Genomic DNA, 26619 nt, shown 5'->3' on the forward strand with positions numbered 1-26619 from the left:
TTAAATCATAGTGTGTCTTATGTATAATGAAACACATAATATAGTGTTGGTGAAACGAAAAAGACACAATATCTTGTGTTTTGTATGCAAATGCTTTATTTATGAAGAAATTACATTTAAAAGTAATTTAACACAGAAATTTAATAGTTATTATCAATTAATAGTCATATTTTTAGAAAATGTACTGAGCAAATGGAAGATATCCAATGATGTAAACACTACATATAGTGATTTTTATACATTCAACCCATATAAGCTACTATTTTCTCAAATATAAATCTATGCAATTGGTTTACATTTGAGAAAATAAGTAGCTTCATTATAGTTAATACAATGCTGAGATAACCATAGTAACCATGTTGTTAAAGCATTTTTTAATTGGAATGACTACTTTATTTAAAAGGGTTGAAGAAAGAAGGTGATCCAATGAAAATAATATATTTTTCATTTACTGGAAATGTCCGTCGTTTTATTAAGAGAACAGAACTTGAAAATACGCTTGAGATTACAGCAGAAAATTGTATGGAACCAGTTCATGAACCGTTTATTATCGTTACTGGCACTATTGGATTTGGAGAAGTACCAGAACCCGTTCAATCTTTTTTAGAAGTTAATCATCAATACATCAGAGGTGTGGCAGCTAGCGGTAATCGAAATTGGGGACTAAATTTCGCAAAAGCGGGTCGCACGATATCAGAAGAGTATAATGTCCCTTTATTAATGAAGTTTGAGTTACATGGAAAAAACAAAGACGTTATTGAATTTAAGAACAAGGTGGGTAATTTTAATGAAAACCATGGAAGAGAAAAAGTACAATCATATTGAATTAAATAATGAGGTCACTAAACGAAGAGAAGATGGATTCTTTAGTTTAGAAAAAGACCAAGAAGCTTTAGTAGCTTATTTAGAAGAAGTAAAAGACAAAACAATCTTCTTCGACACTGAAATCGAGCGTTTACGTTATTTAGTAGACAACGATTTTTATTTCAATGTGTTTGATATTTATAGTGAAGCGGATCTAATTGAAATCACTGATTATGCAAAATCAATCCCGTTTAATTTTGCAAGTTATATGTCAGCTAGTAAATTTTTCAAAGATTACGCTTTGAAAACAAATGATAAAAGTCAATACTTAGAAGACTATAATCAACACGTTGCCATTGTTGCTTTATACCTAGCAAATGGTAATAAAGCACAAGCTAAACAATTTATTTCTGCTATGGTTGAACAAAGATATCAACCAGCGACACCAACATTTTTAAACGCAGGCCGTGCGCGTCGTGGTGAGCTAGTGTCATGTTTCTTATTAGAAGTGGATGACAGCTTAAATTCAATTAACTTTATTGATTCAACTGCAAAACAATTAAGTAAAATTGGGGGCGGCGTTGCAATTAACTTATCTAAATTGCGTGCACGTGGTGAAGCAATTAAAGGAATTAAAGGCGTAGCGAAAGGCGTTTTACCTATTGCTAAGTCACTTGAAGGTGGCTTTAGCTATGCAGATCAACTTGGTCAACGCCCTGGTGCTGGTGCTGTGTACTTAAATATCTTCCATTATGATGTAGAAGAATTTTTAGATACTAAAAAAGTAAATGCGGATGAAGATTTACGTTTATCTACAATATCAACTGGTTTAATTGTTCCATCTAAATTCTTCGATTTAGCTAAAGAAGGTAAGGACTTTTATATGTTTGCACCTCATACAGTTAAAGAAGAATATGGTGTGACATTAGACGATATCGATTTAGAAAAATATTATGATGACATGGTTGCAAACCCAAATGTTGAGAAAAAGAAAAAGAATGCGCGTGAAATGTTGAATTTAATTGCGCAAACACAATTACAATCAGGTTATCCATATTTAATGTTTAAAGATAATGCTAACAGAGTGCATCCGAATTCAAACATTGGACAAATTAAAATGAGTAACTTATGTACGGAAATTTTCCAACTACAAGAAACTTCAATTATTAATGACTATGGTATTGAAGACGAAATTAAACGTGATATTTCTTGTAACTTGGGCTCATTAAATATTGTTAATGTAATGGAAAGCGGAAAATTCAGAGATTCAGTTCACTCTGGTATGGACGCATTAACTGTTGTGAGTGATGTAGCAAATATTCAAAATGCACCAGGAGTTAGAAAAGCTAACAGTGAATTACATTCAGTTGGTCTTGGTGTGATGAATTTACACGGTTACCTAGCAAAAAATAAAATTGGTTATGAGTCAGAAGAAGCAAAAGATTTTGCAAATATCTTCTTTATGATGATGAATTTCTACTCAATCGAACGTTCAATGGAAATCGCTAAAGAGCGTGGTATCAAATATCAAGACTTTGAAAAGTCTGATTATGCTAATGGCAAATATTTCGAGTTCTATACAACTCAAGAATTTGAACCTCAATTCGAAAAAGTACGTGAATTATTCGATGGTATGGCTATTCCTACTTCTGAGGATTGGAAGAAACTACAACAAGATGTTGAACAATATGGTTTATATCATGCATATAGATTAGCAATTGCTCCAACACAAAGTATTTCTTATGTTCAAAATGCAACAAGTTCTGTAATGCCAATCGTTGACCAAATTGAACGTCGTACTTATGGTAATGCGGAAACATTTTACCCTATGCCATTCTTATCACCACAAACAATGTGGTACTACAAATCAGCATTCAATACTGATCAGATGAAATTAATCGATTTAATTGCGACAATTCAAACGCATATTGACCAAGGTATCTCAACGATCCTTTATGTTAATTCTGAAATTTCTACACGTGAGTTAGCAAGATTATATGTATATGCGCACTATAAAGGATTAAAATCACTTTACTATACTAGAAATAAATTATTAAGTGTAGAAGAATGTACAAGTTGTTCTATCTAACAATTAAATGTTGAAAATGACAAACAGCTAATCATCTGGTCTGAATTAGCAGATGATTAGACTGCTATGTCTGTATTTGTCAATTATTGAGTAACATTACAGGAGGAAATTATATTCATGATAGCTGTTAATTGGAACACACAAGAAGATATGACGAATATGTTTTGGAGACAAAATATATCTCAAATGTGGGTTGAAACAGAATTTAAAGTATCAAAAGACATTGCAAGTTGGAAGACTTTATCTGAAGCTGAACAAGACACATTTAAAAAAGCATTAGCTGGTTTAACAGGCTTAGATACACATCAAGCAGATGATGGCATGCCTTTAGTTATGCTACATACGACTGACTTAAGGAAAAAAGCAGTTTATTCATTTATGGCGATGATGGAGCAAATACACGCGAAAAGCTATTCACATATTTTCACAACACTATTACCATCTAGTGAAACAAACTACCTATTAGATGAATGGGTTTTAGAGGAACCCCATTTAAAATATAAATCTGATAAAATTGTTGCTAATTATCACAAACTTTGGGGTAAAGAAGCTTCGATATACGACCAATATATGGCCAGAGTTACGAGTGTATTTTTAGAAACATTCTTATTCTTCTCAGGTTTCTATTATCCACTATATCTTGCTGGTCAAGGGAAAATGACGACATCAGGTGAAATCATTCGTAAAATTCTTTTAGATGAATCTATTCATGGTGTATTTACCGGTTTAGATGCACAGCATTTACGAAATGAACTATCTGAAAGTGAGAAACAAAAAGCAGATCAAGAAATGTATAAATTGCTAAATGACTTGTATTTAAATGAAGAGTCATACACAAAAATGTTATACGATGATCTTGGAATCACTGAAGATGTGCTAAACTATGTTAAATATAATGGAAACAAAGCACTTTCAAACTTAGGCTTTGAACCTTATTTTGAGGAACGTGAATTTAACCCAATCATTGAGAATGCCTTAGATACAACAACTAAAAACCATGACTTCTTCTCAGTAAAAGGTGATGGTTATGTATTAGCATTAAACGTAGAAGCATTACAAGATGATGACTTTGTATTTGACAACAAATAACAATTAAATTAAAAGACCTTCACATGTAAAGGGAAATAGCGATTCGTTTCGTCTTGTCTCCTACATGTTGAAGGTCTTTTTTTATGTGTATCTAACTCATTATGAGTCTGAGTAAGAAATCAATGCTCTAAGATGTACAATGCTATTTATATTGGCAGTAGTTGGCGGGGCCCCAACACAGAAGCAGGCGGAAAGTCAGCTAACAATATTGTGCAAGTTGGCGGGGCCCCAACATAGAAGCAGGCGGAAAGTCAGCTAACAATAATGTGCAAGTTGGCGGGGCCCCAACATAAAAGCAGGCGGAAAGTCAGCTAACAATATTGTGCAAGTTCGGGCGGGGCCCCAACATAAAGAAAAACTTTTTCCTTTAGAAATTATCACTTCCACATGAGTTTTACTCATGTATTCCTATTTTTAAGTACACATTAGCTGAGGCTAATGTTAAGAACCACTACTTAATCAATCATTAGTAGTTTTTATCATTTCCACTATTCCCAGACATCAAAATCTTAAGTGTTCTATTTTACTTTAAGTAAACAAAATACACATTCCGAAAAATTAAATTTCAGTTTAATTGCAAATATCAATAAAATTGACACTAAATTATTTGAAAGGCTATTGAAATTATGGTCAAAAAACGCTACTATTAATGAGAAATATTATCAATGATAATGATTATCATTAATTTAAAGGGAGAAAAATTTGTAATGAAGTATTTATTAAAGGGAAATATTTTGCTTCTATTACTAATATTGTTGACAATTATTTCGTTGTTCATAGGTGTGAGTGAACTATCAATTAAAGATTTACTACATTTAACTGAGTCACAGCGGAATATTTTATTCTCAAGCCGAATACCAAGGACGATGAGTATTTTAATTGCTGGAAGTTCGTTGGCTTTAGCAGGCTTGATAATGCAACAAATGATGCAAAATAAGTTTGTTAGTCCGACTACAGCTGGAACGATGGAATGGGCTAAACTAGGTATTTTAATTGCTTTATTGTTCTTTCCAACCGGTCATATTTTATTAAAACTAGTATTTGCTGTTATTTGCAGTATTTGCGGTACGTTTTTATTTGTTAAAATCATTGATTTTATAAAAGTGAAAGATGTCATTTTTGTACCGCTTTTAGGAATTATGATGGGTGGGATTGTTGCAAGTTTCACAACCTTCATCTCATTGCGCACGAATGCTGTTCAAAGCATTGGTAACTGGCTTAACGGGAACTTTGCCATTATCACAAGTGGACGCTATGAAATTTTATATTTAAGTATTCCTCTTTTAGCATTGACATATCTTTTTGCTAATCATTTCACGATTGTAGGAATGGGTAAAGACTTTACTAATAATTTAGGTTTGAGTTACGAAAAATTAATTAACATCGCATTGTTTATTACTGCAACTATTACAGCATTGGTAGTGGTGACTGTTGGAACATTACCGTTCTTAGGACTAGTAATACCAAATATTATTTCAATTTATCGAGGTGATCATTTGAAAAATGCTATCCCTCATACGATGATGTTAGGTGCCATCTTTGTATTATTTTCTGATATAGTTGGCAGAATTGTTGTTTATCCATATGAAATAAATATTGGTTTAACAATAGGTGTATTTGGAACAATCATTTTCCTTATCTTGCTTATGAAAGGTAGGAAAAATTATGCGCAACAATAATAAAAAAATAATGCTTTTAATTGCAGTAACGTTATTAATTAGTATGCTGTACTTATTTGTAGGTATTGATTTTGAAATATTTGAATATCAATTTTCAAGTCGTTTAAGAAAGTTCATATTAATTATTTTAGTAGGTGCTGCCATTGCAACTTCAGTGGTGATTTTTCAAGCGATTACAAATAACCGTCTATTGACACCATCAATAATGGGGTTAGATGCAGTTTATTTATTTATCAAAGTATTGCCAGTCTTTTTATTTGGAATTCAATCGGTATGGGTTACTAATGTATATTTGAACTTTATATTAACACTTATAACGATGGTGTTATTCGCACTAATCCTATTCCAAGGTATCTTTAAAATCGGACATTTTTCAATTTATTTTATCTTACTTATTGGTGTCCTTTTAGGAACATTTTTTAGAAGCATAACAGGTTTTATTCAACTGATTATGGATCCTGAGTCATTTTTAGCAATACAAAGTAGTATGTTTGCTAATTTTAATGCTTCTAATTCGAATTTAGTTACTTTCTCAGCAGTGCTATTAGTAATCTTATTAGTCATTACAATTTTACTATTGCCTTATTTAGATGTATTGCTTTTAGGTCGTGCTGAAGCAATTAATCTTGGGATATCGTATGAAAAATTAACGCGAATTCTACTTGTAATAGTCTCAGTTTTAGTTTCTGTGTCAACTGCATTAGTAGGACCAATTACATTTTTAGGTTTATTAACTGTAAATCTAGCGCATGAACTAATGAAGACGTATGAACATAAGTATATTTTAATTGCGACAATTTGCTTGAGTTGGATTAGTTTATTTAGTGCGCAATGGGTAGTTGAAAGTGTGTTTGAAGCTACGACAGAAATGAGTATACTTATTGATTTGATTGGTGGAAGTTATTTCATTTATCTATTAGTTAGAAGGAGAAATGCGCAATGATTCAAGTTGAAAATTTAACTAAAACTATAAATAATCAAATGATATTGGAAGATATTAGCATAGATATCGAAAAAGGTAAATTGACTTCTTTAATTGGACCTAATGGTGCGGGTAAGAGTACTTTACTTTCAGCGATATGTAGGTTAATTCGTTTTGAGAACGGTGAAGTGAAAATAGATGGACAGCTCATGTCTGATTATAAAAATAATGACTTGTCGAAAAAAATATCTATATTAAAACAAACAAACCATACTGAAATGAATATTACGGTAGAGCAGTTGGTAAACTTTGGACGATTCCCTTATTCTAAAGGTCGTTTGACGAAAGAGGATCATGATATTGTCAATGATGCGCTAGATTTGTTGCAACTACAAGATATCAGAAATCGTAATATTAAGTCATTATCTGGTGGACAACGTCAGCGTGCATACATTGCAATGACAATAGCACAAGATACTGAATATATTTTGCTAGATGAACCATTAAATAATTTAGATATGAAGCATGCTGTTCAAATTATGCAAACGTTAAAAATGTTAGCGCATAAAATGAATAAAGCGATTGTCATTGTGTTACATGATATTAACTTTGCGTCCTGTTATTCAGATCAGATTGTAGCATTGAAAAACGGACAACTAGTTAAGTCAGATTTGAAAGATAATGTCATTCAAAGTAGTGTTTTAAGTGATTTATATGACATGAATATTCAAATTGAACATATAAGAAATCAAAGGATTTGTTTATATTTTAAGGATTGATAATTTGGAGACACTTTAAAGGGGTGATGCGCCAATTAAAGAAGGGTTAAACGTAAAGCATTTATTTATATTTCACATCAAGCACACAGATTAAGCCAAAAGAGGAGAATATTATATTATGAAGAAAACAGTCTTATATTTAGTATTAGCAGTAATGTTTTTATTAGCGGCATGCGGTAACAATTCTGATAAAGAACAATCAAAATCAGAAACTAAAGGTTCTAAAGATACAGTAAAAATTGAAAATAACTATAAAATGCGTGGCGAGAAAAAAGATGGTAGTGACGCTAAAAAAGTTAAAGAAACTGTTGAAGTACCAAAAAATCCTAAAAATGCAGTTGTGTTAGACTATGGCGCATTAGATGTAATGAAAGAAATGGGCTTATCAGATAAAGTAAAAGCATTACCTAAAGGGGAAGGCGGTAAGTCATTACCGAATTTCTTAGAATCATTTAAAGATGATAAATATACAAACGTTGGTAATTTAAAAGAAGTGAATTTTGATAAAATTGCTGCGACGAAACCCGAAGTAATCTTTATCTCTGGACGTACAGCTAATCAAAAGAATTTAGATGAATTCAAAAAAGCTGCACCTAAAGCGAAAATTGTTTATGTTGGTGCAGATGAAAAGAACTTAATTGGTTCAATGAAACAAAACACTGAAAATATCGGAAAAATTTACGATAAAGAAGATAAAGCTAAAGAATTAAATAAAGATTTAGATAACAAAATTGCTTCAATGAAAGATAAAACGAAAAACTTCAATAAAACTGTTATGTATTTACTAGTTAACGAAGGTGAATTATCAACATTTGGACCTAAAGGTCGTTTTGGTGGATTAGTTTACGATACATTAGGATTCAATGCAGTTGATAAAAAAGTAAGTAATAGCAATCATGGACAAAATGTTTCTAACGAATATGTTAATAAAGAAAATCCAGATGTTATTTTAGCGATGGATAGAGGTCAAGCGATAAGTGGTAAATCAACTGCGAAACAAGCATTAAATAATCCTGTATTAAAAAATGTTAAAGCAATTAAAGAAGACAAAGTATATAATTTAGATCCTAAATTATGGTACTTTGCAGCTGGATCAACTACAACTACAATTAAACAAATTGAGGAACTTGATAAAGTTGTAAAATAATTTTAAAAGAGGGGAACAATGGTTAAAGGTCTTAATCATTGCTCCCCTCTTTTCTTTAAAAAAGGAAATCTGGGACGTCAATCAATGTCCTAGACTCTAAAATGTTCTGTTGTCAGTCGTTGGTTGAATGAACATGTACTTGTAACAAGTTCATTTCAATACTAGTGGGCTCCAAACATAGAGAAATTTGATTTTCAATTTCTACTGACAATGCAAGTTGGCGGGGCCCAAACATAGAGAATTTCAAAAAGGAATTCTACAGAAGTGGTGCTTTATCATGTCTGACCCACTCCCTATAATGTTTTGACTATGTTGTTTAAATTTCAAAATAAATATGATAGTGATATTTACAGCGATTGTTAAACCGAGATTGGCAATTTGGACAACGCTCTACCATCATATATTCATTGATTGTTAATTCGTGTTTGCATACACCGCATAAGATTGCTTTTTCGTTAAATGAAGGCTCAGACCAACGCTTAATGGCGTGCTTTTCAAACTCATTATGGCACTTATAGCATGGATAGTATTTATTACAACATTTAAATTTAATAGCAATAATATCTTCTTCGGTAAAATAATGGCGACAGCGTGTTTCAGTATCGATTAATGAACCATAAACTTTAGGCATAGACAAAGCTCCTTAACTTACGATTCCTTTGGATGTTCACCAATAATGCGAACTTCACGATTTAATTCAATGCCAAATTTTTCTTTGACGGTCTTTTGTACATAATGAATAAGGTTTTCATAATCTGTAGCAGTTCCATTGTCTACATTTACCATAAAACCAGCGTGTTTGGTTGAAACTTCAACGCCGCCAATACGGTGACCTTGCAAATTAGAATCTTGTATCAATTTACCTGCAAAATGACCAGGCGGTCTTTGGAATACACTACCACATGAAGGATACTCTAAAGGTTGTTTAGATTCTCTACGTTCTGTTAAATCATCCATTTTAGCTTGTATTTCAGTCATTTTACCAGGAGCTAAAGTAAATGCAGCTTCTAATACAACTAAGTGTTCTTTTTGAATAATGCTATTACGATAATCTAACTCTAATTCTTTTGTTGTAAGTTTAATTAACGAGCCTTGTTCGTTTACGCAAAGCGCATAGTCTATACAATCTTTAACTTCGCCACCATAAGCGCCAGCATTCATATACACTGCACCACCAATTGAACCTGGAATACCACATGCAAATTCAAGGCCAGTAAGTGCGTAATCACGAGCAACACGTGAGACATCAATAATTGCAGCGCCGCTACCGGCTATTATCGCATCATCAGATACTTCGATATGATCTAGTGATAATAAACTAATTACAATACCGCGAATACCACCTTCACGGATAATAATATTTGAGCCATTTCCTAAATATGTAACAGGAATCTCATTTTGATAGGCATATTTAACAACTGCTTGTACTTCTTCATTTTTAGTAGGGGTAATGTAAAAGTCGGCATTACCACCTGTTTTAGTATAAGTGTATCGTTTTAAAGGTTCATCAACTTTAATTTTTTCATTTGGGATAAGTTGTTGTAAAGCTTGATAGATGTCTTTATTTATCACTTCTCAGTACATCCTTTCTCATGTCTTTAATATCATATAGTATTATACCAATTTTAAAATTCATTTGCGAAAATTGAAAAGAAAGTATTAGAATTAGTATAATTATAAAATACGGCATTATTGTCGTTATAAGTATTTTTTACATAGTTTTTCAAAGTATTGTTGCTTTTGCATCTCATATTGTCTAATTGTTAAGCTATGTTGCAATATTTGGTGTTTTTTTGTATTGAATTGCAAAGCAATATCATCATTAGTTGATAAGAGGTAATCAAGTGCAAGATAAGATTCAAATGTTTGGGTATTCATTTGAATGATATGTAGACGCACCTGTTGTTTTAGTTCATGAAAATTGTTAAACTTCGCCATCATAACTTTCTTAGTATATTTATGATGCAAACGATAAAACCCTACATAATTTAAGCGTTTTTCATCTAAGGATGTAATATCATGCAAATTTTCTACACCTACTAAAATATCTAAAATTGGCTCTGTTGAATATTTAAAATGATGCGTACCGCCAATATGTTTTGTATATTTTACTGGGCTGTCTAAGAGGTTGAATAATAATGATTCAATTTCAGTGTATTGTGATTGAAAACAATTAGTTAAATCACTATTAATGAATGGTTGAACATTTGAATACATGATAAACTCCTTTGATATTGAAAATTAATTTAATCACGATAAAGTCTGGAATACTATAACATAATTCATTTTCATAATAAACATGTTTTTGTATAATGAATCTGTTAAGGAGTGCAATCATGAAAAAAATTGTTATTATCGCTGTTTTAGCGATTTTATTTGTAGTAATAAGTGCTTGTGGTAATAAAGAAAAAGAGGCACAACATCAATTTACTAAGCAATTTAAAGATGTTGAGCAAAAACAAAAAGAATTACAACATGTCATGGATAATATACATTTGAAAGAAATTGATCATCTAAGTAAAACTGATACAACTGATAAAAATAGTAAAGAATTTAAGGCACTACAAGAAGATGTTAAAAACCATCTCATACCTAAATTTGAAGCATATTATAAGTCAGCAAAAAATTTGCCTGATGATACAATGAAAGTTAAGAAATTAAAAAAAGAATATATGACGCTTGCAAATGAGAAGAAGGATGCGATATATCAATTAAAAAAATTCATAGGTTTATGTAATCAATCTATCAAGTATAACGAAGACATTTTAGATTATACGAAACAATTTGAAAAAAATAGATACAAAGTTGAATCAGAAATTAAATTAGCTGATAATAAAAGTGAAGCAACTAATCTTACGACAAAATTAGAACATAATAATAAAGCGTTAAGAGATACTGCGAAGAAGAACCTAGATGATAGTAAAGAAAATGAAGTAAAAGGCGCGATTAAAAATCACATTATGCCAATGATTGAAAAGCAAATTACCGATATTAACCAAACTAATATTAGTGATAAGCATGTTAATAATGCAAGGAAAAACGCAATAGAAATGTATTACAGTCTGCAGAACTATTATAATACACGTATTGAAACAATAAAGGTTAGTGAGAAGTTATCAAAAGTCGATGTAGATAAGTTGCCGAAAAAGGGTATAGATATAACTCACGGCGATAAAGCCTTTGAAAAAAAGCTTGAAAAATTAGAAGAAAAATAACTATAATCATTTTTCAAAGTTAAAAATTTTGAATTTATGGTTAACATGTCAACTTACTATGTGTATAATGGTAAACATTGATATTAACTATATGTATAAAAATGTCACGCAGATGCTATTTAAATGTGATAAATATTTTTAGAGGTGAATAGAGTGGCTATAAAGCTAAGTTCAATTGACCAATTTGAACAGGTTATTGAGGAAAATAAATATGTTTTTGTATTAAAACATAGTGAAACTTGTCCAATATCGGCAAATGCGTACGATCAATTTAATAAATTTTTATATGAACGCGATATGGACGGTTATTATTTGATTGTCCAACAAGAACGCGATTTGTCAGATTATATTGCTAAAAAAACGAACGTTAAACATGAATCACCTCAAGCATTTTATTTTGTAAATGGTGAAATGGTTTGGAATCGAGACCACGGTGATATCAATGTGTCGTCATTAGCACAAGCAGAAGAATAATGAAACTATAGGGTTGGAACATTTTGCCTTACACTACTAGACGTGAATAGCACAACTTAAATTCGTGTGAATCAGAGTAGTTTGGCTATAATGATGTTCTGACCTTTTATTTTATGTCACCTTTAGAAGCAGTTAAGTTAGTACTTTTTTACAAACATATGTATAATATATTCGAGTATTTTTATTGAAAATATTTTGGAAAACGACGAATCCAATAAGAAAATTTAAACATGATTTGTAAGTTAGTTTAATAGGAAATATATGCTAAACCAAAAGAAGCATATTGTTATTTACTGGAATAATTAATAATCATGTCATGTTAAATGTTCGCATATAATCACGAGATAAAATCTAAAATTTAAGATTAATCTTTTATGAATAAAAAACGTATCACAACAAATAATAAAGTAAGGTGGTCAAGGTTATGAAAGTATTAGTAGCCATGGATGAGTTTCATGGAATTATTTCAAGTTATCAAGCTAATAGATATGTTGAAGAGGCAGTTGCAAGCCAAATTGAAACTGCAGATGTAGTTCAAGTACCATTGTTTAATGGAAGACATGAATTATTAGATTCTGTATTTTTATGGCAATCTGGGCAAAAGTATCGTATACCAGTACATGATGCAGATATGAATGAAGTTGAAGGTGTTTACGGACAAACTGATACAGGGATGACCGTTATCGAGGGGAATTTATTTTTAAAAGGTAAAAAACCAATTGTTGAACGAACAAGTTATGGTTTAGGAGAAATGATTAAACATGCATTAGATAACGACGCAAAACATGTTGTAATTTCACTAGGTGGGATTGATAGTTTTGATGCTGGTGCAGGTATGTTACAAGCATTAGGTGCTCAATTCTATGATGACGAAGGGCGTGTCGTAGATATGAGACAAGGTGCTGGTGTAATTAAATATATTCGTCGTATGGATATGTCGAACTTACACCCTAAAATGGAAACAGCAAGAATTCAAGTAATGTCGGATTTTTCAAGTCGATTATATGGTAAGCAAAGTGAAATCATGCAAACTTATGATGCGCATCAGTTGAATCATAATCAAGCAGCAGAAATCGATAATTTAATTTGGTATTTTAGTGAGTTATTTAAAAGTGAATTGAAAATTGCAATTGGTCCAGTTGAACGTGGTGGTGCTGGTGGTGGAATTGCAGCAGTCTTGAATGGACTGTATCAAGCTGAAATATTAACCAGTCATGCATTAGTAGACCAACTAACACATTTAGAAAATTTAGTTGAACAAGCGGATTTAATTATTTTTGGAGAAGGATTAAATGAAAATGATCAGTTGCTAGAAACGACAACATTGCGTATTGCAGAACTTTGTCATAAACATCAAAAGGTTGCCATTGCAATTTGTGCAACTGCTGAAAAGTTTGATTTATTTGAATCACAAGGGGTTACAGCAATGTTTAATACATTTATCGATATGCCAGAAACTTATACTGACTTTAAAATGGGGTTACAAATTAGGCATTATACGGTTCAGTCTTTAAAACTGTTGAAAACACATTTTAATGTTGAGGTTTAGTAAAGAAGGACTAAATTGGTGATGCTGTCATGATGGTTAATAACATTTATGATGGTTAGCAAAACGAATTAGAAGATCGAAAGTATACGTAAAAAATATGAAAAATCACGCTATCATTGCACTGAATGTTAGCGTGATTTTTATATATTAATTAAGCCTGAGTTGAACTAGTATATAATCGTTGGTTTTTAGTGATTTTCAGCGATATCTTCTACAATTCCAATGATTACTTGTACTGCTTTTTCCATAACATCAATGGATGCATATTCATATGGGCCGTGGAAGTTACCGCAACCTGTAAAGATGTTTGGAGTTGGTAACCCCATAAATGACAATTGTGAACCATCTGTACCACCGCGAATAGGTTCAGTGTTTGCTGGAATATCTAATTTGGCAAAGACACGTTTAGGTATATCAATAATATGAGGCAATGGTAATATTTTTTCTGCCATATTGAAATATTGATCCGATATATCAACTTTAACTGGATAATTTTCAAAATGGGCATTGATATCGTCACGTATTTCTAAAATACGTTTCTTACGCAATTCGAATTGTTTTTTATCATGATCACGAATAATGTATTGCAAAGTTGCTTTTTCAACAGTTCCTTCAAAGTTCATTAAGTGATAAAAGCCTTCGTATCCTTCTGTTCGCTCCGGAACTTCACTATCAGGTAGCAAACTATCGAATTGTTCACCTAAACGTATTGCGTTTACCATTGCATTTTTAGCTGAACCAGGATGAACATTTACACCGTGGCATGTAATAACCGCTTCAGCAGCGTTAAAGCTTTCATATTGTAATTCTCCATATTGACTACCATCCATAGTATAAGCAAAATCAGCATTGAAGCGGTCAACATCAAATTTATGTGGACCACGACCGATTTCTTCGTCTGGTGTAAATCCAATGCGAATGGTACCATGTTTAATTTCTGGATGTTCTTGTAAATAACAAATAGCTTCCATAATTTCCACAATACCCGCTTTATCGTCTGCACCTAGTAACGATGTACCATCAGTTACCATTAATGTATGACCAACTAAACTGTTAAGTTCTGGAAATACTTTAGGATCTAAGACACGTTTAGTATTGCCTAGTTTGTATGGCTTACCATCATAGTTTTCAATAATTTGCGGTTTAACATTTGAAGCATTGAAATCAGGTGATGTATCAACATGCGCCAAAAATCCAACTGTTGGGACGTCGACATCGATGTTACTTTCTAATGTAGCAAATAAGTAGCCATTTTCATCTAAATCAGTTGGCAATCCTAATTGTTGTAATTCTTTTTCTAATAAATGTAACAAATCCCATTGCTTTTCAGTTGAAGGTGTTGTTGTAGATTTTGGATCAGATTGCGTATCAATTGTCGTATATCTTGTTAATCTATCTATCAATTGGTTCTTCATTATATTCGACCCCTTAAACTCTATTATTCATGTTGTAAGATTTTTTATATGTCTTACCTTTGATTTTACCATACAGTTGTTTGATACGTGTGTATAGGTAATATAGAATTTCAGAAACTAATATACCGAAAGCAATCGCACCTGAAATCAGTGTAACTTCTAAAAATGTATTTACAGCACTTGTATAATCATTTGATACTAAAAAACGAGTCGCTTGATAAGCTGCACCACCAGGTACTAATGGTATAATGCCTGGCACTATGAATATAATTACCGGTCGTTTATATCTGCGACTCATAGTATGACTCATTAAGCCTAAAATTAAGCTTCCCAAAAATGAAGCGCCAACTTTTCCAAACTCTAAATCTACCGTTAATTGGTAAATCGTCCATGCAATGGCACCCACAAATCCACATGCTACTAAGAGGCGTTTGGGTGCATTGAAAATGATAGAGAAAAGTACTGTTGATATAAAGCTGATTGTAAAATGAAATAAATAAAATAGCATGCTTTAACAGTCCTTCCTTAAATGATTAATAAAACGATTGCGACACCAGCACCGATTGCGAATGCTGTTAATGCAGCTTCAACACCGCGAGACATACCTGCAAGTAATTCACCCGCTAATAAATCTCGAATGGCATTGGTAATTAATATACCAGGGACAAGTGGCATGACACTGGCTATAGTAATGATATCTTGATTGGTTGCAATGCCTAATTTAGTAAATGTGGCTGCAATGGATATGACCACAGCGGCTGCAACAAACTCTGAGAAAAATTTAATTTGTATATAGCGTTGCACAAAGCTGAATGTTAAAAATGCGGATCCGCCAGCAATGACTGCAATCCAACAATCTGATGCGACACCACCAAACATAAATAGGAAGAAGCCACATGCAATGGCAGCTGCAAAGAAATTCGTTAAAAAAGAATATTGTAATGATGCATGCTGTAAATGAATAAATTCAGATTTAGCTTCATCAATTGTGAGTTCTTTATTTGATATTTTACGTGAAAGACTATTCGTTAAAGCGATTTTCTCTAAATCTGTTGTACGCTCTTGTACACGAATTAATCTTGTACTTGTTCGATCGTTTAATGAAAAAATAATTGCAGTTGAACTGACAAAACTATATGTATTATGAAGACCATAACTATGTGCGATACGGTTCATTGTATCTTCAACTCGATATGTTTCAGCACCTGATTCAAGTAAAATTCTACCTGCAATTAATACAACATCAATCACTTTGTTTTCATCTATAATTGTGATTGAATCTGGCATATCAATTCACCTCCAATGATATGTGTTATTTATTTGAACAATTGAAGTTTACAACTTGTTGTTACAACTTTCAATAGTGAGACTTTGTGTTAGTATGATGAACTTGTATGGTTCAAATTTAAATAAGAAAAACTGTTAATCTTTGCTATTATACTATGATTTAATAATAGCAAAGGATTAACAGTTTTGTCGTTGTTATAAATTGATAATAGGGTTAAACATTACTTTGTTTCGCCCTTGATTTTTGGCTACATGCACCATATCGTCTGCATCTTTAAACACTTTACGCTGTGATTTTGGATCGTCATCTGTTAAATAACCAACACCGATAGACACTGACAATTTAATAACTTCTTTGTTTGGTAAATGGAATGATGATTTTTCAACACCCGAACGAATATTTTCAGCTAATTTAACACTTTGATCAAGTGAATAATTGTGAATGACAACTGAGAACTCTTCGCCACCATTTCTAAAAATTTTAAATTGATTCGGCACATAGTTTTTAAGTAATTGAGACATTTGTTTTAATACAGCATCACCTGATTTGTGTGAGTAGGTATCATTGACATCTTTAAATCCATCGATATCGATTAATAATAATGCGATACTTTGATGTTCTTTTTCAGCTTTTCGTGAAATTTCATTTAAATGTCTATCAAATTCTTTTACATTACCTAAGCCTGTTAAGTAATCATATTTATCTTCGTTTTCATAACGATTTACGAGTGAGAAGAAATGCCAAATATCGACAAATGTTATCGCTGAAGCTAAAGTGATAATTAATGAAATTGGTATTAAAATGATAACTTCCGATAGTGTGTAAATAGGACTCACTAACGCGACACCAAATAAAATGATTATTGTAACAACATTAAGTATTAATAATGATAGCACATCATTTTGTTTTAAAAATGGTCCAATAGCACTTGTTACTGCAGCAATAACAATCAACGTAACACCGTACATAATCGAGTTGTTAAATACTACAATTTCAACAATTGCTACAATTACTGTGGCAGATAATGTATAGACCATATTTGTAAATCTACCTAAAAACAATAAAGGAACGAATGTTAAGTGAATTAAATAATCTTCACGATAAGGGATAGGGTAGACAGATAATAATAATGATACGATTGTCATTAAAACAGTGACATAAGCCTTAGAAAAAACCATACGTTTGTTTTCTGAATACTGTAAGCGATGGAATAAATAGATTCCAGCGACTATAACAGATATATTGTATATAAATGCTTCGAACATGTCTGAATCGACTCCTTTAATTGACCACTAGCTATTGTAAGTGAAAACTTACAATTTGTCATTAGTTTACATATAAAATTAATGTATGATATAGACTTTGATGTTAAAATGTTGCCTTAAATGATATGATGAAAAAATGAATAATAGGCGATATATAAGAAATGAATCGTATAGTTGTAAATATGATATCATTGATTGAACGAATTAATTTATAATAAAGCTATAAGATATACGTAGAAAATAGATATATCATTCTATAAAGACAATATTAAATAAATATAACGTTAAAAACAATTAATATCGATGAAGGTGAATAAATGGTTACATTATTACTAGTTGCAGTAACAATGATTGTCAGTTTGACGATAACACCAATTGTTATTGCAATATCGAAAAGATTAAATTTAGTTGATAAACCAAATTTTAGAAAAGTACACACTAAACCTATTTCAGTTATGGGTGGTACAGTGATTCTCTTTTCATTTTTAATAGGTATTTGGATTGGTCATCCTATTGAAACAGAAATCAAACCACTTATTATTGGTGCGATTATTATGTACGTACTTGGGCTTGTAGATGATATCTACGATTTGAAACCGTATATAAAATTGGCTGGTCAAATTGCCGCTGCCTTAGTAGTTGCTTTTTATGGTGTGACTATTGATTTTATTTCGTTGCCAATGGGTACAACGATTCATTTTGGATTTCTTAGTATTCCAATTACTGTGATTTGGATTGTTGCTATTACAAATGCAATTAACTTAATTGATGGACTCGATGGTTTGGCGTCGGGTGTTTCTGCAATCGGACTCATTACAATAGGGTTCATTGCAATTTTACAAGCTAATATTTTCATAACGATGATTTGTTGTGTTTTATTAGGCTCTTTAATTGGGTTTTTATTTTACAATTTCCATCCTGCCAAAATATTTTTAGGTGATAGTGGGGCTTTAATGATTGGATTTATCATCGGATTCCTTTCTTTACTCGGATTCAAAAATATTACAATTATTGCATTGTTCTTCCCAATTGTTATCTTAGCAGTTCCATTCATTGATACTTTGTTCGCAATGATTCGACGTGTGAAAAAAGGGCAGCATATAATGCAAGCTGATAAATCGCATTTGCATCATAAACTATTAGCTTTAGGCTACACACATAGACAAACAGTATTATTAATCTATTCAATCTCTATTTTATTTAGTCTTTCGAGCATTATTTTGTATGTATCGCCACCATTAGGTGTTGTATTAATGTTTGTATTAATCATATTTAGTATTGAATTAATTGTTGAATTTACAGGATTAATAGATAACAACTACCGACCAATATTAAATTTAATTAGTCGTAAGTCATCTCATAAAGAGGAATAGGGAATGAAAGCATAGCTGTATGGGATAATTTGTATTATATGGCTTTACTCTTTACAATTTTTTTGTATTAAATTTCAAATATAAAAAGCACTGCCATAAACGTGTACTTCAATTGTCGTTTAATAATACGCAATTGATATTTACCGTCTTATGATAGTGCTTTTTATTTTTATTCAGTTGGTATATCGAAAGGTAACTGCTTTGGAGTTTCTTCAGTCAAATCGAAATTTCCTGCAGTCATTTGATTTAAAAAGTTAATAAACGCTTCATAGTCACTTTTAACGACATCGATATAGTAGCTTACCTTATCAGTGTAAGTTTGGTTTCTTAACATAAAATGAGTTGAAGCTAATTCATATTCAAATTTACCAGTTTGATCATAATTCAGTGTTACTATACATGGTACTGCTTCTCGTAGTTCGACACGCCCGATATCATAAATGACGTCTCTAACAGCACCGCTATAGGCGCGAATTAAACCGCCACCACCTAATTTAATACCACCAAAATATCTTGTTACTACGACACACGCATTATGAACATCGAGCTTTTTTAATATGTCTAACATTGGGACACCGGCAGTTCCTGTCGGTTCACCATCATCATTCGCTTTTTGAATATTCATTTCAGGTCCAATAGTATATGCAGAACAATTATGAGTGGCATCTTTATGTTCTTTTTTTATTGCAGCAATAAATGCTTTAGCTTCATCTTCATTTTGAACAGGTTTGATATGAGCAATGAATCTTGATTTACTAATCACATTTTCAATAATGTGTTCTTTTTTAACAGTAATGATATTTTGTGTCATAATAACTCCTTAATTCATAAGCTTAAGATTATTTAATCTTCATTATACACTGAAAATGACATGACTATAAATCGTTTGATTGCCATTTTCTTTTTAACTGAAATATTGTATCATTGCTATGAGTATATTTTAGGAGGACGACTATGAAAATTGCTGTGATGACCGATTCTACAAGTTATCTGTCGCAGGACTTAATCGATAAATATAATATTCAAATAGCGCCATTAAGTGTGACTTTTGATGATGGGAAGAACTTTACAGAAAGTAATGAAATAGCAATTGAAGAATTTTATAATAAAATGGCATCGTCTCAAACGATTCCAACAACAAGCCAACCAGCAATTGGCGAATGGATTACTAAATATGAAATGTTAAGAGATCAAGGTTACACAGATATCATTGTCATTTGCTTATCAAGTGGGATTAGTGGAAGTTATCAATCTAGTTATCAAGCAGGGGAAATGGTTGAAGGTGTTAATGTACATGCATTTGATAGTAAGCTTGCAGCAATGATTGAAGGATGTTATGTATTACGTGCTATTGAAATGGTTGAAGAAGGATACGAGCCACAGCAAATTATTGATGATTTAACTAATATGCGTGAACACACAGGTGCATATTTAATTGTTGATGACTTAAAGAATTTACAAAAAAGTGGTCGAATTACTGGTGCTCAAGCATGGGTTGGAACATTATTGAAAATGAAGCCAGTTCTTAAGTTTGAAGATGGCAAGATTATACCAGAAGAAAAAGTTCGTACTAAAAAGCGTGCCATTCAAACATTAGAAAAGAAAGTATTAGATATTGTAAAAGACTTTGAAGAAGTAACTTTATTTGTCATAAATGGAGATCATTTCGAAGATGGTCAAGCGTTATACAAAAAGTTACAAGATGATTGTCCTTCAGCTTATCAAGTAGCATACTCTGAGTTTGGTCCAGTTGTTGCAGCACATTTAGGTTCTGGTGGATTAGGTTTAGGCTATGTTGGCAGAAAAATAAGATTAACATAATTATAAAATTTTAATAAAAGAGTCTATATTGTAATTGGAAATTATCTCTCGTATACATGGCTTTAAATGTTCATCATTTGAAAGCCAAAATGCTAAAGATATAAGAAAATCATTATAATATTAGGCTCTTTTTTACGTTGAAATGAGGTTTTAAGCATTAAACATTACGGGAAATTAATTCATCCTCATACTTCACTTACTAATGAAAAAATTAAAAAAGAAGTAACAGGTGTCATCAAACAAAATTCAAACTATTATTGTGTTCAATGTGAAAGTACAAATCCAAAGCATTTTTATCAGTATGATTCCTCAGTACATTCCAAGAAAATTGTATATTGCAGAAATTGTATATCACTGGGTCGAATGGATAATGTAACAAGATATAAAATAACAGAGAGTTCGCAAAGTTCATCACAAGCATATTATCATCTCTCATTTGAATTGTCGGAACAGCAGTCTTATGCCTCAGAACATATTGTTCGAGCCATTAGAAAGAGACAAACGATTTTGTTATATGCCGTAACAGGTGCAGGTAAGACAGAAATGATGTTTCAAGGCATTCAATATGCAAGAATACAGGGAGATAATATAGCTATTGTGTCACCACGTGTAGATGTTGTTGTAGAAATTAGTAAACGTATTAAAGACGCATTTCTTAATGAAGATATAGACATACTACACCAGCAATCAAGACAACAATTTGAAGGGCATTTTGTTGTATGCACAGTGCATCAACTTTACCGATTCAAACAGCACTTTGATACTATTTTTATTGATGAAGTCGATGCCTTTCCTTTATCAATGGATAAAAATTTACAACAAGCATTGAAGTCATCTTCTAAAGTTGAACATGCAACAATTTATATGACAGCAACACCACCGAAACAACTTCTGTCAGAGATTCCCCACGAAAATATAATTAAATTGCCAGCTCGCTTTCATAAAAAATCACTTCCAGTTCCTAAATATCGTTATTTCAAACTTAATAATAAGAAGATTCAGAAAATGTTATACCGAATTTTACAAGATCAAATTAATAATCAACGTTATACACTGGTGTTTTTTAACAATATAGAAACAATGATTAAAACATTTTCGGTTTATAAGCAGAAAATTACTAAATTAACATACGTCCATAGCGAGGATGTTTTTCGCTTTGAAAAAGTTGAACAATTAAGGAATGGACATTTCGATGTCATTTTTACTACGACAATATTAGAACGTGGATTTACAATGGCAAATTTGGATGTTGTTGTTATCGATGCACATCAATATACTCAAGAGGCTTTAATACAAATTGCTGGACGTGTTGGACGAAAATTAGAATGTCCTACTGGAAAAGTATTGTTTTTTCATGAAGGGGTAAGTATGAATATGATTCAAGCTAAAAAAGAGATTCAAAGGATGAACAAATTAGCATTAAAAAGAGGTTGGATTGATGAATAATTGTTTGAGTTGTGGTGCTAAGTTATATGAAAATATAACCATTTATAATTTGTTCAAGAAACCTAATAGATTATGTGACAGATGCAAAGAGAATTGGGACAATATTAAACTTGATATTAAAGCAAGGCGATGTTCAAGGTGCTTAAAACACTTAAATCAAGATGAAGCGTATTGTTTAGACTGCAAGTTTCTATCGGCACACTTTAATTTAATGGAACAATTATATTGTCAATTTCAATATGACGGTTTAATGAAAGAGATGATACATCAGTATAAATTTTTGAAAGACTATTATTTATGTGAATTATTGGCACATTTGATTGAAATACCACAAACATCTTATGACTATATTGTGCCAATTCCTTCTTCGCCGGCACATGATTTATCTAGAACATTTAACCCGGTAGAAGCAGTACTAAAAGCTAAAGGGATTCGCTTTGATAAGATTTTAAAGATGTCAAATAGACCAAAACAGTCTCATTTAACTAAGAAAGAGCGTCTGGCAGATGAAAATCCATTTATTATTGATACGGAATTAGATTTAAATGGTAAGGAAATATTACTCGTTGACGATATTTATACAACTGGATTAACAATTCATCGTGCAGGGTGTAAATTATATGCTAAAAATATCAGAAAATTCAAAGTGTTTGCGTTTGCACGATAGCGTAAAAATGTTAAAATATAATAAAGAGTTACCAATAAAGAGGTTTAAGGAGAGATTACTATGATTAGATTTGAAATTCATGGAGATAACCTCACTATCACAGATGCTATTCGCAACTATATTGAGGAAAAAATTGGTAAGTTGGAACGTTATTTTAATGACGTACCAAATGCAGTGGCGCATGTTAAAGTTAAAACTTATTCAAATTCAGCTACTAAAATTGAAGTAACAATTCCATTGAAAAATGTTACGTTAAGAGCTGAAGAGCGAAACGATGATTTATACGCAGGTATTGATTTAATTAATAATAAACTTGAAAGACAAGTTCGAAAATATAAAACACGTATTAATCGTAAGAGCCGTGATCGAGGAGATCAAGAAGTGTTTGTTGCCGAATTACAAGAAATGCAAGAAACACAAGTTGATAATGACGCTTACGATGATAACGAGATAGAAATTATTCGTTCAAAAGAATTCAGCTTAAAACCAATGGATTCAGAAGAAGCGGTATTACAAATGAATCTATTAGGTCATGACTTCTTTGTATTCACAGACAGAGAAACTGATGGAACAAGTATCGTTTACCGCCGTAAAGACGGTAAATATGGCTTGATTCAAACTAGTGAACAATAAATTAAGTTTAAAGCACTTGTGTTTTTGCACAAGTGCTTTTTTATACTCCAAAAGCAAATTATGACTATTTCATAGTTCGATAATGTAATTTGTTGAATGAAACATAGTGACTATGCTAATGTTAATGGATGTATATATTTGAATGTTAAGTTAATAATAGTATGTCAGTCTATTGTATAGTCCGAGTCGAAAATCGTAAAATATTTATAATATAATTTATTAGGAAGTATAATTGCGTATTGAGAATATATTTATTAGTGATAAACTTGTTGACAACAGAATGTGAATGAAGTATGTCATAAATATATTTATATTGATTCTACAAATGAGTAAATAAGTATAATTTTCTAACTATAAATGATAAGATATATTGTTGTAGGCCAAACAGTTTTTTAGCTAAAGGAGCGAACGAAATGGGATTTTTATCAAAAATTCTTGATGGCAATAATAAAGAAATTAAACAGTTAGGTAAACTTGCTGATAAAGTAATCGCTTTAGAAGAAAAAACGGCAATTTTAACTGATGAAGAAATTCGTAATAAAACGAAACAATTCCAAACAGAATTAGCTGACATTGATAATGTCAAAAAGCAAAATGATTATTTAGATAAAATTTTACCAGAAGCATATGCACTTGTTAGAGAAGGCTCTAAACGTGTATTCAATATGACACCATATAAAGTTCAAATTATGGGTGGTATTGCAATTCATAAAGGTGATATCGCTGAGATGAGAACAGGTGAAGGTAAAACATTAACAGCGACAATGCCAACATACTTAAATGCATTAGCTGGTAGAGGTGTTCACGTTATTACAGTCAATGAATACTTATCAAGTGTTCAAAGTGAAGAAATGGCTGAGTTATATAACTTCTTAGGTTTGACTGTCGGATTAAACTTAAACAGTAAGACGACAGAAGAAAAACGTGAAGCATACGCACAAGACATTACTTACAGTACTAATAATGAGCTAGGTTTTGATTACTTACGAGATAACATGGTGAATTATTCTGAAGATAGAGTAATGCGTCCATTACATTTTGCAATCATTGATGAGGTTGACTCAATTTTAATCGACGAGGCACGTACGCCATTAATTATTTCTGGTGAAGCTGAAAAGTCAACGTCACTTTATACACAAGCAAATGTTTTTGCGAAAATGTTAAAACAGGACGAAGATTATAAATACGATGAAAAAACGAAAGCTGTACATTTAACAGAACAAGGTGCGGATAAAGCTGAACGTATGTTCAAAGTTGAAAACTTATATGATGTACAAAATGTTGATGTTATTAGTCATATCAACACAGCTTTACGTGCGCACGTTACATTACAACGTGACGTAGACTATATGGTTGTTGATGGCGAAGTATTAATTGTCGATCAATTTACAGGACGTACAATGCCAGGCCGTCGTTTCTCGGAAGGTTTACACCAAGCTATTGAAGCGAAGGAAGGCGTTCAAATTCAAAATGAATCTAAAACTATGGCGTCTATTACATTCCAAAACTATTTCAGAATGTACAATAAACTTGCGGGTATGACAGGTACAGCTAAAACTGAAGAAGAAGAATTTAGAAATATTTATAACATGACAGTAACTCAAATTCCGACAAATAAACCTGTGCAACGTAACGATAAGTCTGATTTAATTTACATTAGCCAAAAAGGTAAATTTGATGCAGTAGTAGAAGATGTTGTTGAAAAACACAAGGCAGGGCAACCAGTGCTATTAGGTACTGTTGCAGTTGAGACTTCTGAATATATTTCAAATTTACTTAAAAAACGTGGTATCCGTCATGATGTGTTAAATGCGAAAAATCATGAACGTGAAGCTGAAATTGTTGCAGGCGCTGGACAAAAAGGTGCCGTTACTATTGCCACTAACATGGCTGGTCGTGGTACAGATATCAAATTAGGTGAAGGCGTAGAGGAATTAGGCGGTTTAGCAGTAATAGGTACAGAGCGACATGAATCTCGTCGTATTGATGACCAGTTACGTGGTCGTTCTGGACGTCAAGGTGATAAAGGGGATAGTCGCTTCTATTTATCATTACAAGATGAATTAATGATTCGTTTTGGTTCTGAACGTTTACAGAAAATGATGAGCCGACTAGGTTTAGATGACTCTACACCAATTGAATCAAAAATGGTATCAAGAGCTGTAGAATCAGCACAAAAACGTGTAGAAGGTAATAACTTCGACGCGCGTAAACGTATCTTAGAATACGATGAAGTATTACGTAAACAACGTGAAATTATCTATAACGAAAGAAATAGTATTATTGATGAAGAAGACAGCTCTCAAGTTGTAGATGCAATGCTACGTTCAACGTTACAACGTAGTATCAATTACTATATTAATACAGCAGATGACGAGCCTGAATATCAACCATTCATCGACTACATTAATGACATCTTCTTACAAGAAGGTGACATTACAGAGGATGATATCAAAGGTAAAGATGCTGAAGATATTTTCGAAGTCGTTTGGGCTAAGATTGAAGCAGCATATCAAAGTCAAAAAGATATCTTAGAAGAACAAATGAATGAGTTTGAGCGTATGATTTTACTTCGTTCTATTGATAGCCATTGGACTGATCATATCGACACAATGGATCAATTACGTCAAGGTATTCACTTACGTTCTTATGCACAACAAAATCCATTACGTGACTATCAAAATGAAGGTCATGAATTATTTGATATCATGATGCAAAATATTGAAGAAGATACTTGTAAATTCATTTTAAAATCTGTAGTACAAGTTGAAGATAATATTGAACGTGAAAAAACAACAGAGTTTGGTGAAGCGAAGCACGTTTCAGCTGAAGATGGTAAAGAAAAAGTGAAACCGAAACCAATCGTTAAAGGCGATCAAGTTGGTCGTAACGATGATTGTCCATGTGGTAGTGGTAAAAAATTCAAAAATTGCCATGGAAAATAAATGATATAAAATAACTCCT

Annotated in this window: 25 protein-coding genes; 17 read left to right on the forward strand and 8 right to left on the reverse strand. The window is 31.9% G+C overall.

The features are described 5' to 3' along the window. Positions 1-426: 426 nt before the first annotated feature. The 8 genes from nrdI (at position 427) to AA076_RS03660 (ending at position 8509) form a co-directional block, all read left to right on the forward strand. On the forward strand, positions 427-825 hold the full coding sequence (gene nrdI, locus AA076_RS03620; RefSeq protein ID WP_000692521.1) for a class Ib ribonucleoside-diphosphate reductase assembly flavoprotein NrdI: 399 nt from the start codon (positions 427-429) through the stop codon (positions 823-825). After that, a complete protein-coding gene (gene nrdE / locus AA076_RS03625) occupies positions 788-2893 on the forward strand; it encodes a class 1b ribonucleoside-diphosphate reductase subunit alpha (RefSeq protein ID WP_000855505.1) in 2106 nt (701 codons plus the stop codon). Before nrdI ends, nrdE begins: the two co-directional genes overlap by 38 nt. A gap of 117 nt (positions 2894-3010) precedes the next feature. After that, positions 3011-3982: a class 1b ribonucleoside-diphosphate reductase subunit beta gene (nrdF, locus tag AA076_RS03630; protein ID WP_000562498.1), complete on the forward strand. Its 972-nt coding sequence runs from the start codon at positions 3011-3013 to the stop codon at positions 3980-3982. Positions 3983-4495: 513 nt separating this feature from the next. After that, positions 4496-4651, forward strand: coding sequence for a hypothetical protein (locus AA076_RS14565; protein WP_000499195.1), 156 nt, complete (start codon positions 4496-4498; stop codon positions 4649-4651). 38 nt (positions 4652-4689) lie between these two features. Further along, on the forward strand, positions 4690-5661 hold the full coding sequence (locus tag AA076_RS03645) for an ABC transporter permease (protein WP_000876318.1): 972 nt from the start codon (positions 4690-4692) through the stop codon (positions 5659-5661). Continuing rightward, positions 5648-6604, forward strand: coding sequence for an iron chelate uptake ABC transporter family permease subunit (locus AA076_RS03650; protein ID WP_001245578.1), 957 nt, complete (start codon positions 5648-5650; stop codon positions 6602-6604). The genes AA076_RS03645 and AA076_RS03650 overlap by 14 nt, the downstream gene beginning before the upstream one ends. Further along, on the forward strand, positions 6601-7362 hold the full coding sequence (locus AA076_RS03655) for an iron ABC transporter ATP-binding protein (protein ID WP_000616842.1): 762 nt from the start codon (positions 6601-6603) through the stop codon (positions 7360-7362). Before AA076_RS03650 ends, AA076_RS03655 begins: the two co-directional genes overlap by 4 nt. A 118-nt stretch (positions 7363-7480) precedes the next feature. Further along, positions 7481-8509 (forward strand): ferrated catecholamine ABC transporter substrate-binding lipoprotein SstD, encoded by a 1029-nt coding sequence (locus AA076_RS03660; protein ID WP_000754443.1) that lies wholly within the window; start codon positions 7481-7483, stop codon positions 8507-8509. A 316-nt stretch (positions 8510-8825) separates the two neighbouring features. Here AA076_RS03660 and AA076_RS03665 read toward each other — a convergent pair whose 3' ends face one another. The 3 genes from AA076_RS03665 to AA076_RS03675 form a co-directional block, all read right to left on the reverse strand. Continuing rightward, positions 8826-9140, reverse strand: coding sequence for a CHY zinc finger protein (locus AA076_RS03665; RefSeq protein WP_001127269.1), 315 nt, complete (start codon positions 9138-9140; stop codon positions 8826-8828). A gap of 17 nt (positions 9141-9157) precedes the next feature. After that, positions 9158-10081 carry a UDP-N-acetylmuramate dehydrogenase gene (murB, locus tag AA076_RS03670; protein ID WP_000608440.1) on the reverse strand — a complete coding sequence of 308 codons (924 nt, stop codon included), beginning with the start codon at positions 10079-10081 and terminating at the stop codon, positions 9158-9160. 126 nt (positions 10082-10207) lie between these two features. Then, complete coding sequence (locus tag AA076_RS03675) at positions 10208-10726, reverse strand: GrpB family protein (protein WP_000287207.1); 519 nt, start codon at positions 10724-10726, stop codon at positions 10208-10210. Positions 10727-10845: 119 nt separating this feature from the next. On the opposite strand from AA076_RS03675, the gene AA076_RS03680 reads away from it, so the two are divergent. From AA076_RS03680 to AA076_RS03690, 3 genes are all read left to right on the forward strand, one after another. Next, on the forward strand, positions 10846-11724 hold the full coding sequence (locus tag AA076_RS03680; protein ID WP_000724887.1) for an EMYY motif lipoprotein: 879 nt from the start codon (positions 10846-10848) through the stop codon (positions 11722-11724). A 153-nt stretch (positions 11725-11877) separates the two neighbouring features. Next, the gene (ytxJ, locus tag AA076_RS03685; protein ID WP_000985617.1) at positions 11878-12198 is read left to right on the forward strand and encodes a bacillithiol system redox-active protein YtxJ; all 321 of its coding nucleotides are present in this window, start codon (positions 11878-11880) and stop codon (positions 12196-12198) included. Between the two features lie 424 nt (positions 12199-12622). Further along, the gene (locus tag AA076_RS03690) at positions 12623-13747 is read left to right on the forward strand and encodes a glycerate kinase (protein WP_000866742.1); all 1125 of its coding nucleotides are present in this window, start codon (positions 12623-12625) and stop codon (positions 13745-13747) included. Between the two features lie 188 nt (positions 13748-13935). Here AA076_RS03690 and pepT read toward each other — a convergent pair whose 3' ends face one another. The 4 genes from pepT to gdpS form a co-directional block, all read right to left on the reverse strand. Next, positions 13936-15162, reverse strand: coding sequence for a peptidase T (pepT, locus tag AA076_RS03695; RefSeq protein WP_000795826.1), 1227 nt, complete (start codon positions 15160-15162; stop codon positions 13936-13938). A 13-nt stretch (positions 15163-15175) separates the two neighbouring features. Then, positions 15176-15670 carry a threonine/serine exporter family protein gene (locus AA076_RS03700; protein WP_000899890.1) on the reverse strand — a complete coding sequence of 165 codons (495 nt, stop codon included), beginning with the start codon at positions 15668-15670 and terminating at the stop codon, positions 15176-15178. A gap of 17 nt (positions 15671-15687) precedes the next feature. Next, on the reverse strand, positions 15688-16449 hold the full coding sequence (locus tag AA076_RS03705) for a threonine/serine exporter family protein (protein ID WP_001113406.1): 762 nt from the start codon (positions 16447-16449) through the stop codon (positions 15688-15690). Positions 16450-16644: 195 nt separating this feature from the next. Beyond that, a complete protein-coding gene (gene gdpS / locus AA076_RS03710; protein ID WP_000460983.1) occupies positions 16645-17715 on the reverse strand; it encodes a GGDEF domain-containing protein GdpS in 1071 nt (356 codons plus the stop codon). Between the two features lie 317 nt (positions 17716-18032). Between gdpS and AA076_RS03715 the strand changes: the two genes are divergently transcribed. Next, positions 18033-19088, forward strand: a complete 1056-nt coding sequence (locus AA076_RS03715) for a glycosyltransferase family 4 protein (RefSeq protein ID WP_000258151.1) — start codon at positions 18033-18035, stop codon at positions 19086-19088. Between the two features lie 169 nt (positions 19089-19257). On the opposite strand, the gene AA076_RS03720 is transcribed toward AA076_RS03715, so the two are convergent. Next, positions 19258-19899: a YigZ family protein gene (locus tag AA076_RS03720; RefSeq protein WP_000192947.1), complete on the reverse strand. Its 642-nt coding sequence runs from the start codon at positions 19897-19899 to the stop codon at positions 19258-19260. 143 nt (positions 19900-20042) lie between these two features. Here AA076_RS03720 and fakB1 point away from each other — a divergent pair, with 143 nt between their 5' ends. The 5 genes from fakB1 to secA all read left to right on the forward strand — a co-directional run bounded on the left by fakB1 (position 20043) and on the right by secA (position 26600). After that, positions 20043-20909: a fatty acid kinase binding subunit FakB1 gene (gene fakB1 / locus AA076_RS03725; protein WP_000686342.1), complete on the forward strand. Its 867-nt coding sequence runs from the start codon at positions 20043-20045 to the stop codon at positions 20907-20909. Between the two features lie 363 nt (positions 20910-21272). Next, positions 21273-22355 (forward strand): ATP-dependent helicase ComFA, encoded by a 1083-nt coding sequence (locus AA076_RS03730; RefSeq protein WP_001548033.1) that lies wholly within the window; start codon positions 21273-21275, stop codon positions 22353-22355. Beyond that, positions 22348-23022, forward strand: a complete 675-nt coding sequence (locus AA076_RS03735; RefSeq protein ID WP_001057965.1) for a ComF family protein — start codon at positions 22348-22350, stop codon at positions 23020-23022. The genes AA076_RS03730 and AA076_RS03735 overlap by 8 nt, the downstream gene beginning before the upstream one ends. 60 nt (positions 23023-23082) lie before the next feature. Next, on the forward strand, positions 23083-23655 hold the full coding sequence (gene hpf, locus AA076_RS03740) for a ribosome hibernation-promoting factor, HPF/YfiA family (protein ID WP_000617735.1): 573 nt from the start codon (positions 23083-23085) through the stop codon (positions 23653-23655). 413 nt (positions 23656-24068) lie between these two features. Next, a complete protein-coding gene (secA, locus tag AA076_RS03745; RefSeq protein ID WP_000506531.1) occupies positions 24069-26600 on the forward strand; it encodes a preprotein translocase subunit SecA in 2532 nt (843 codons plus the stop codon). The last annotated feature ends 19 nt before the right edge of the window (positions 26601-26619 follow it).

The organism is Staphylococcus aureus, from assembly GCF_001027105.1.
In the GTDB taxonomy this organism is placed as follows: domain Bacteria; phylum Bacillota; class Bacilli; order Staphylococcales; family Staphylococcaceae; genus Staphylococcus; species Staphylococcus aureus.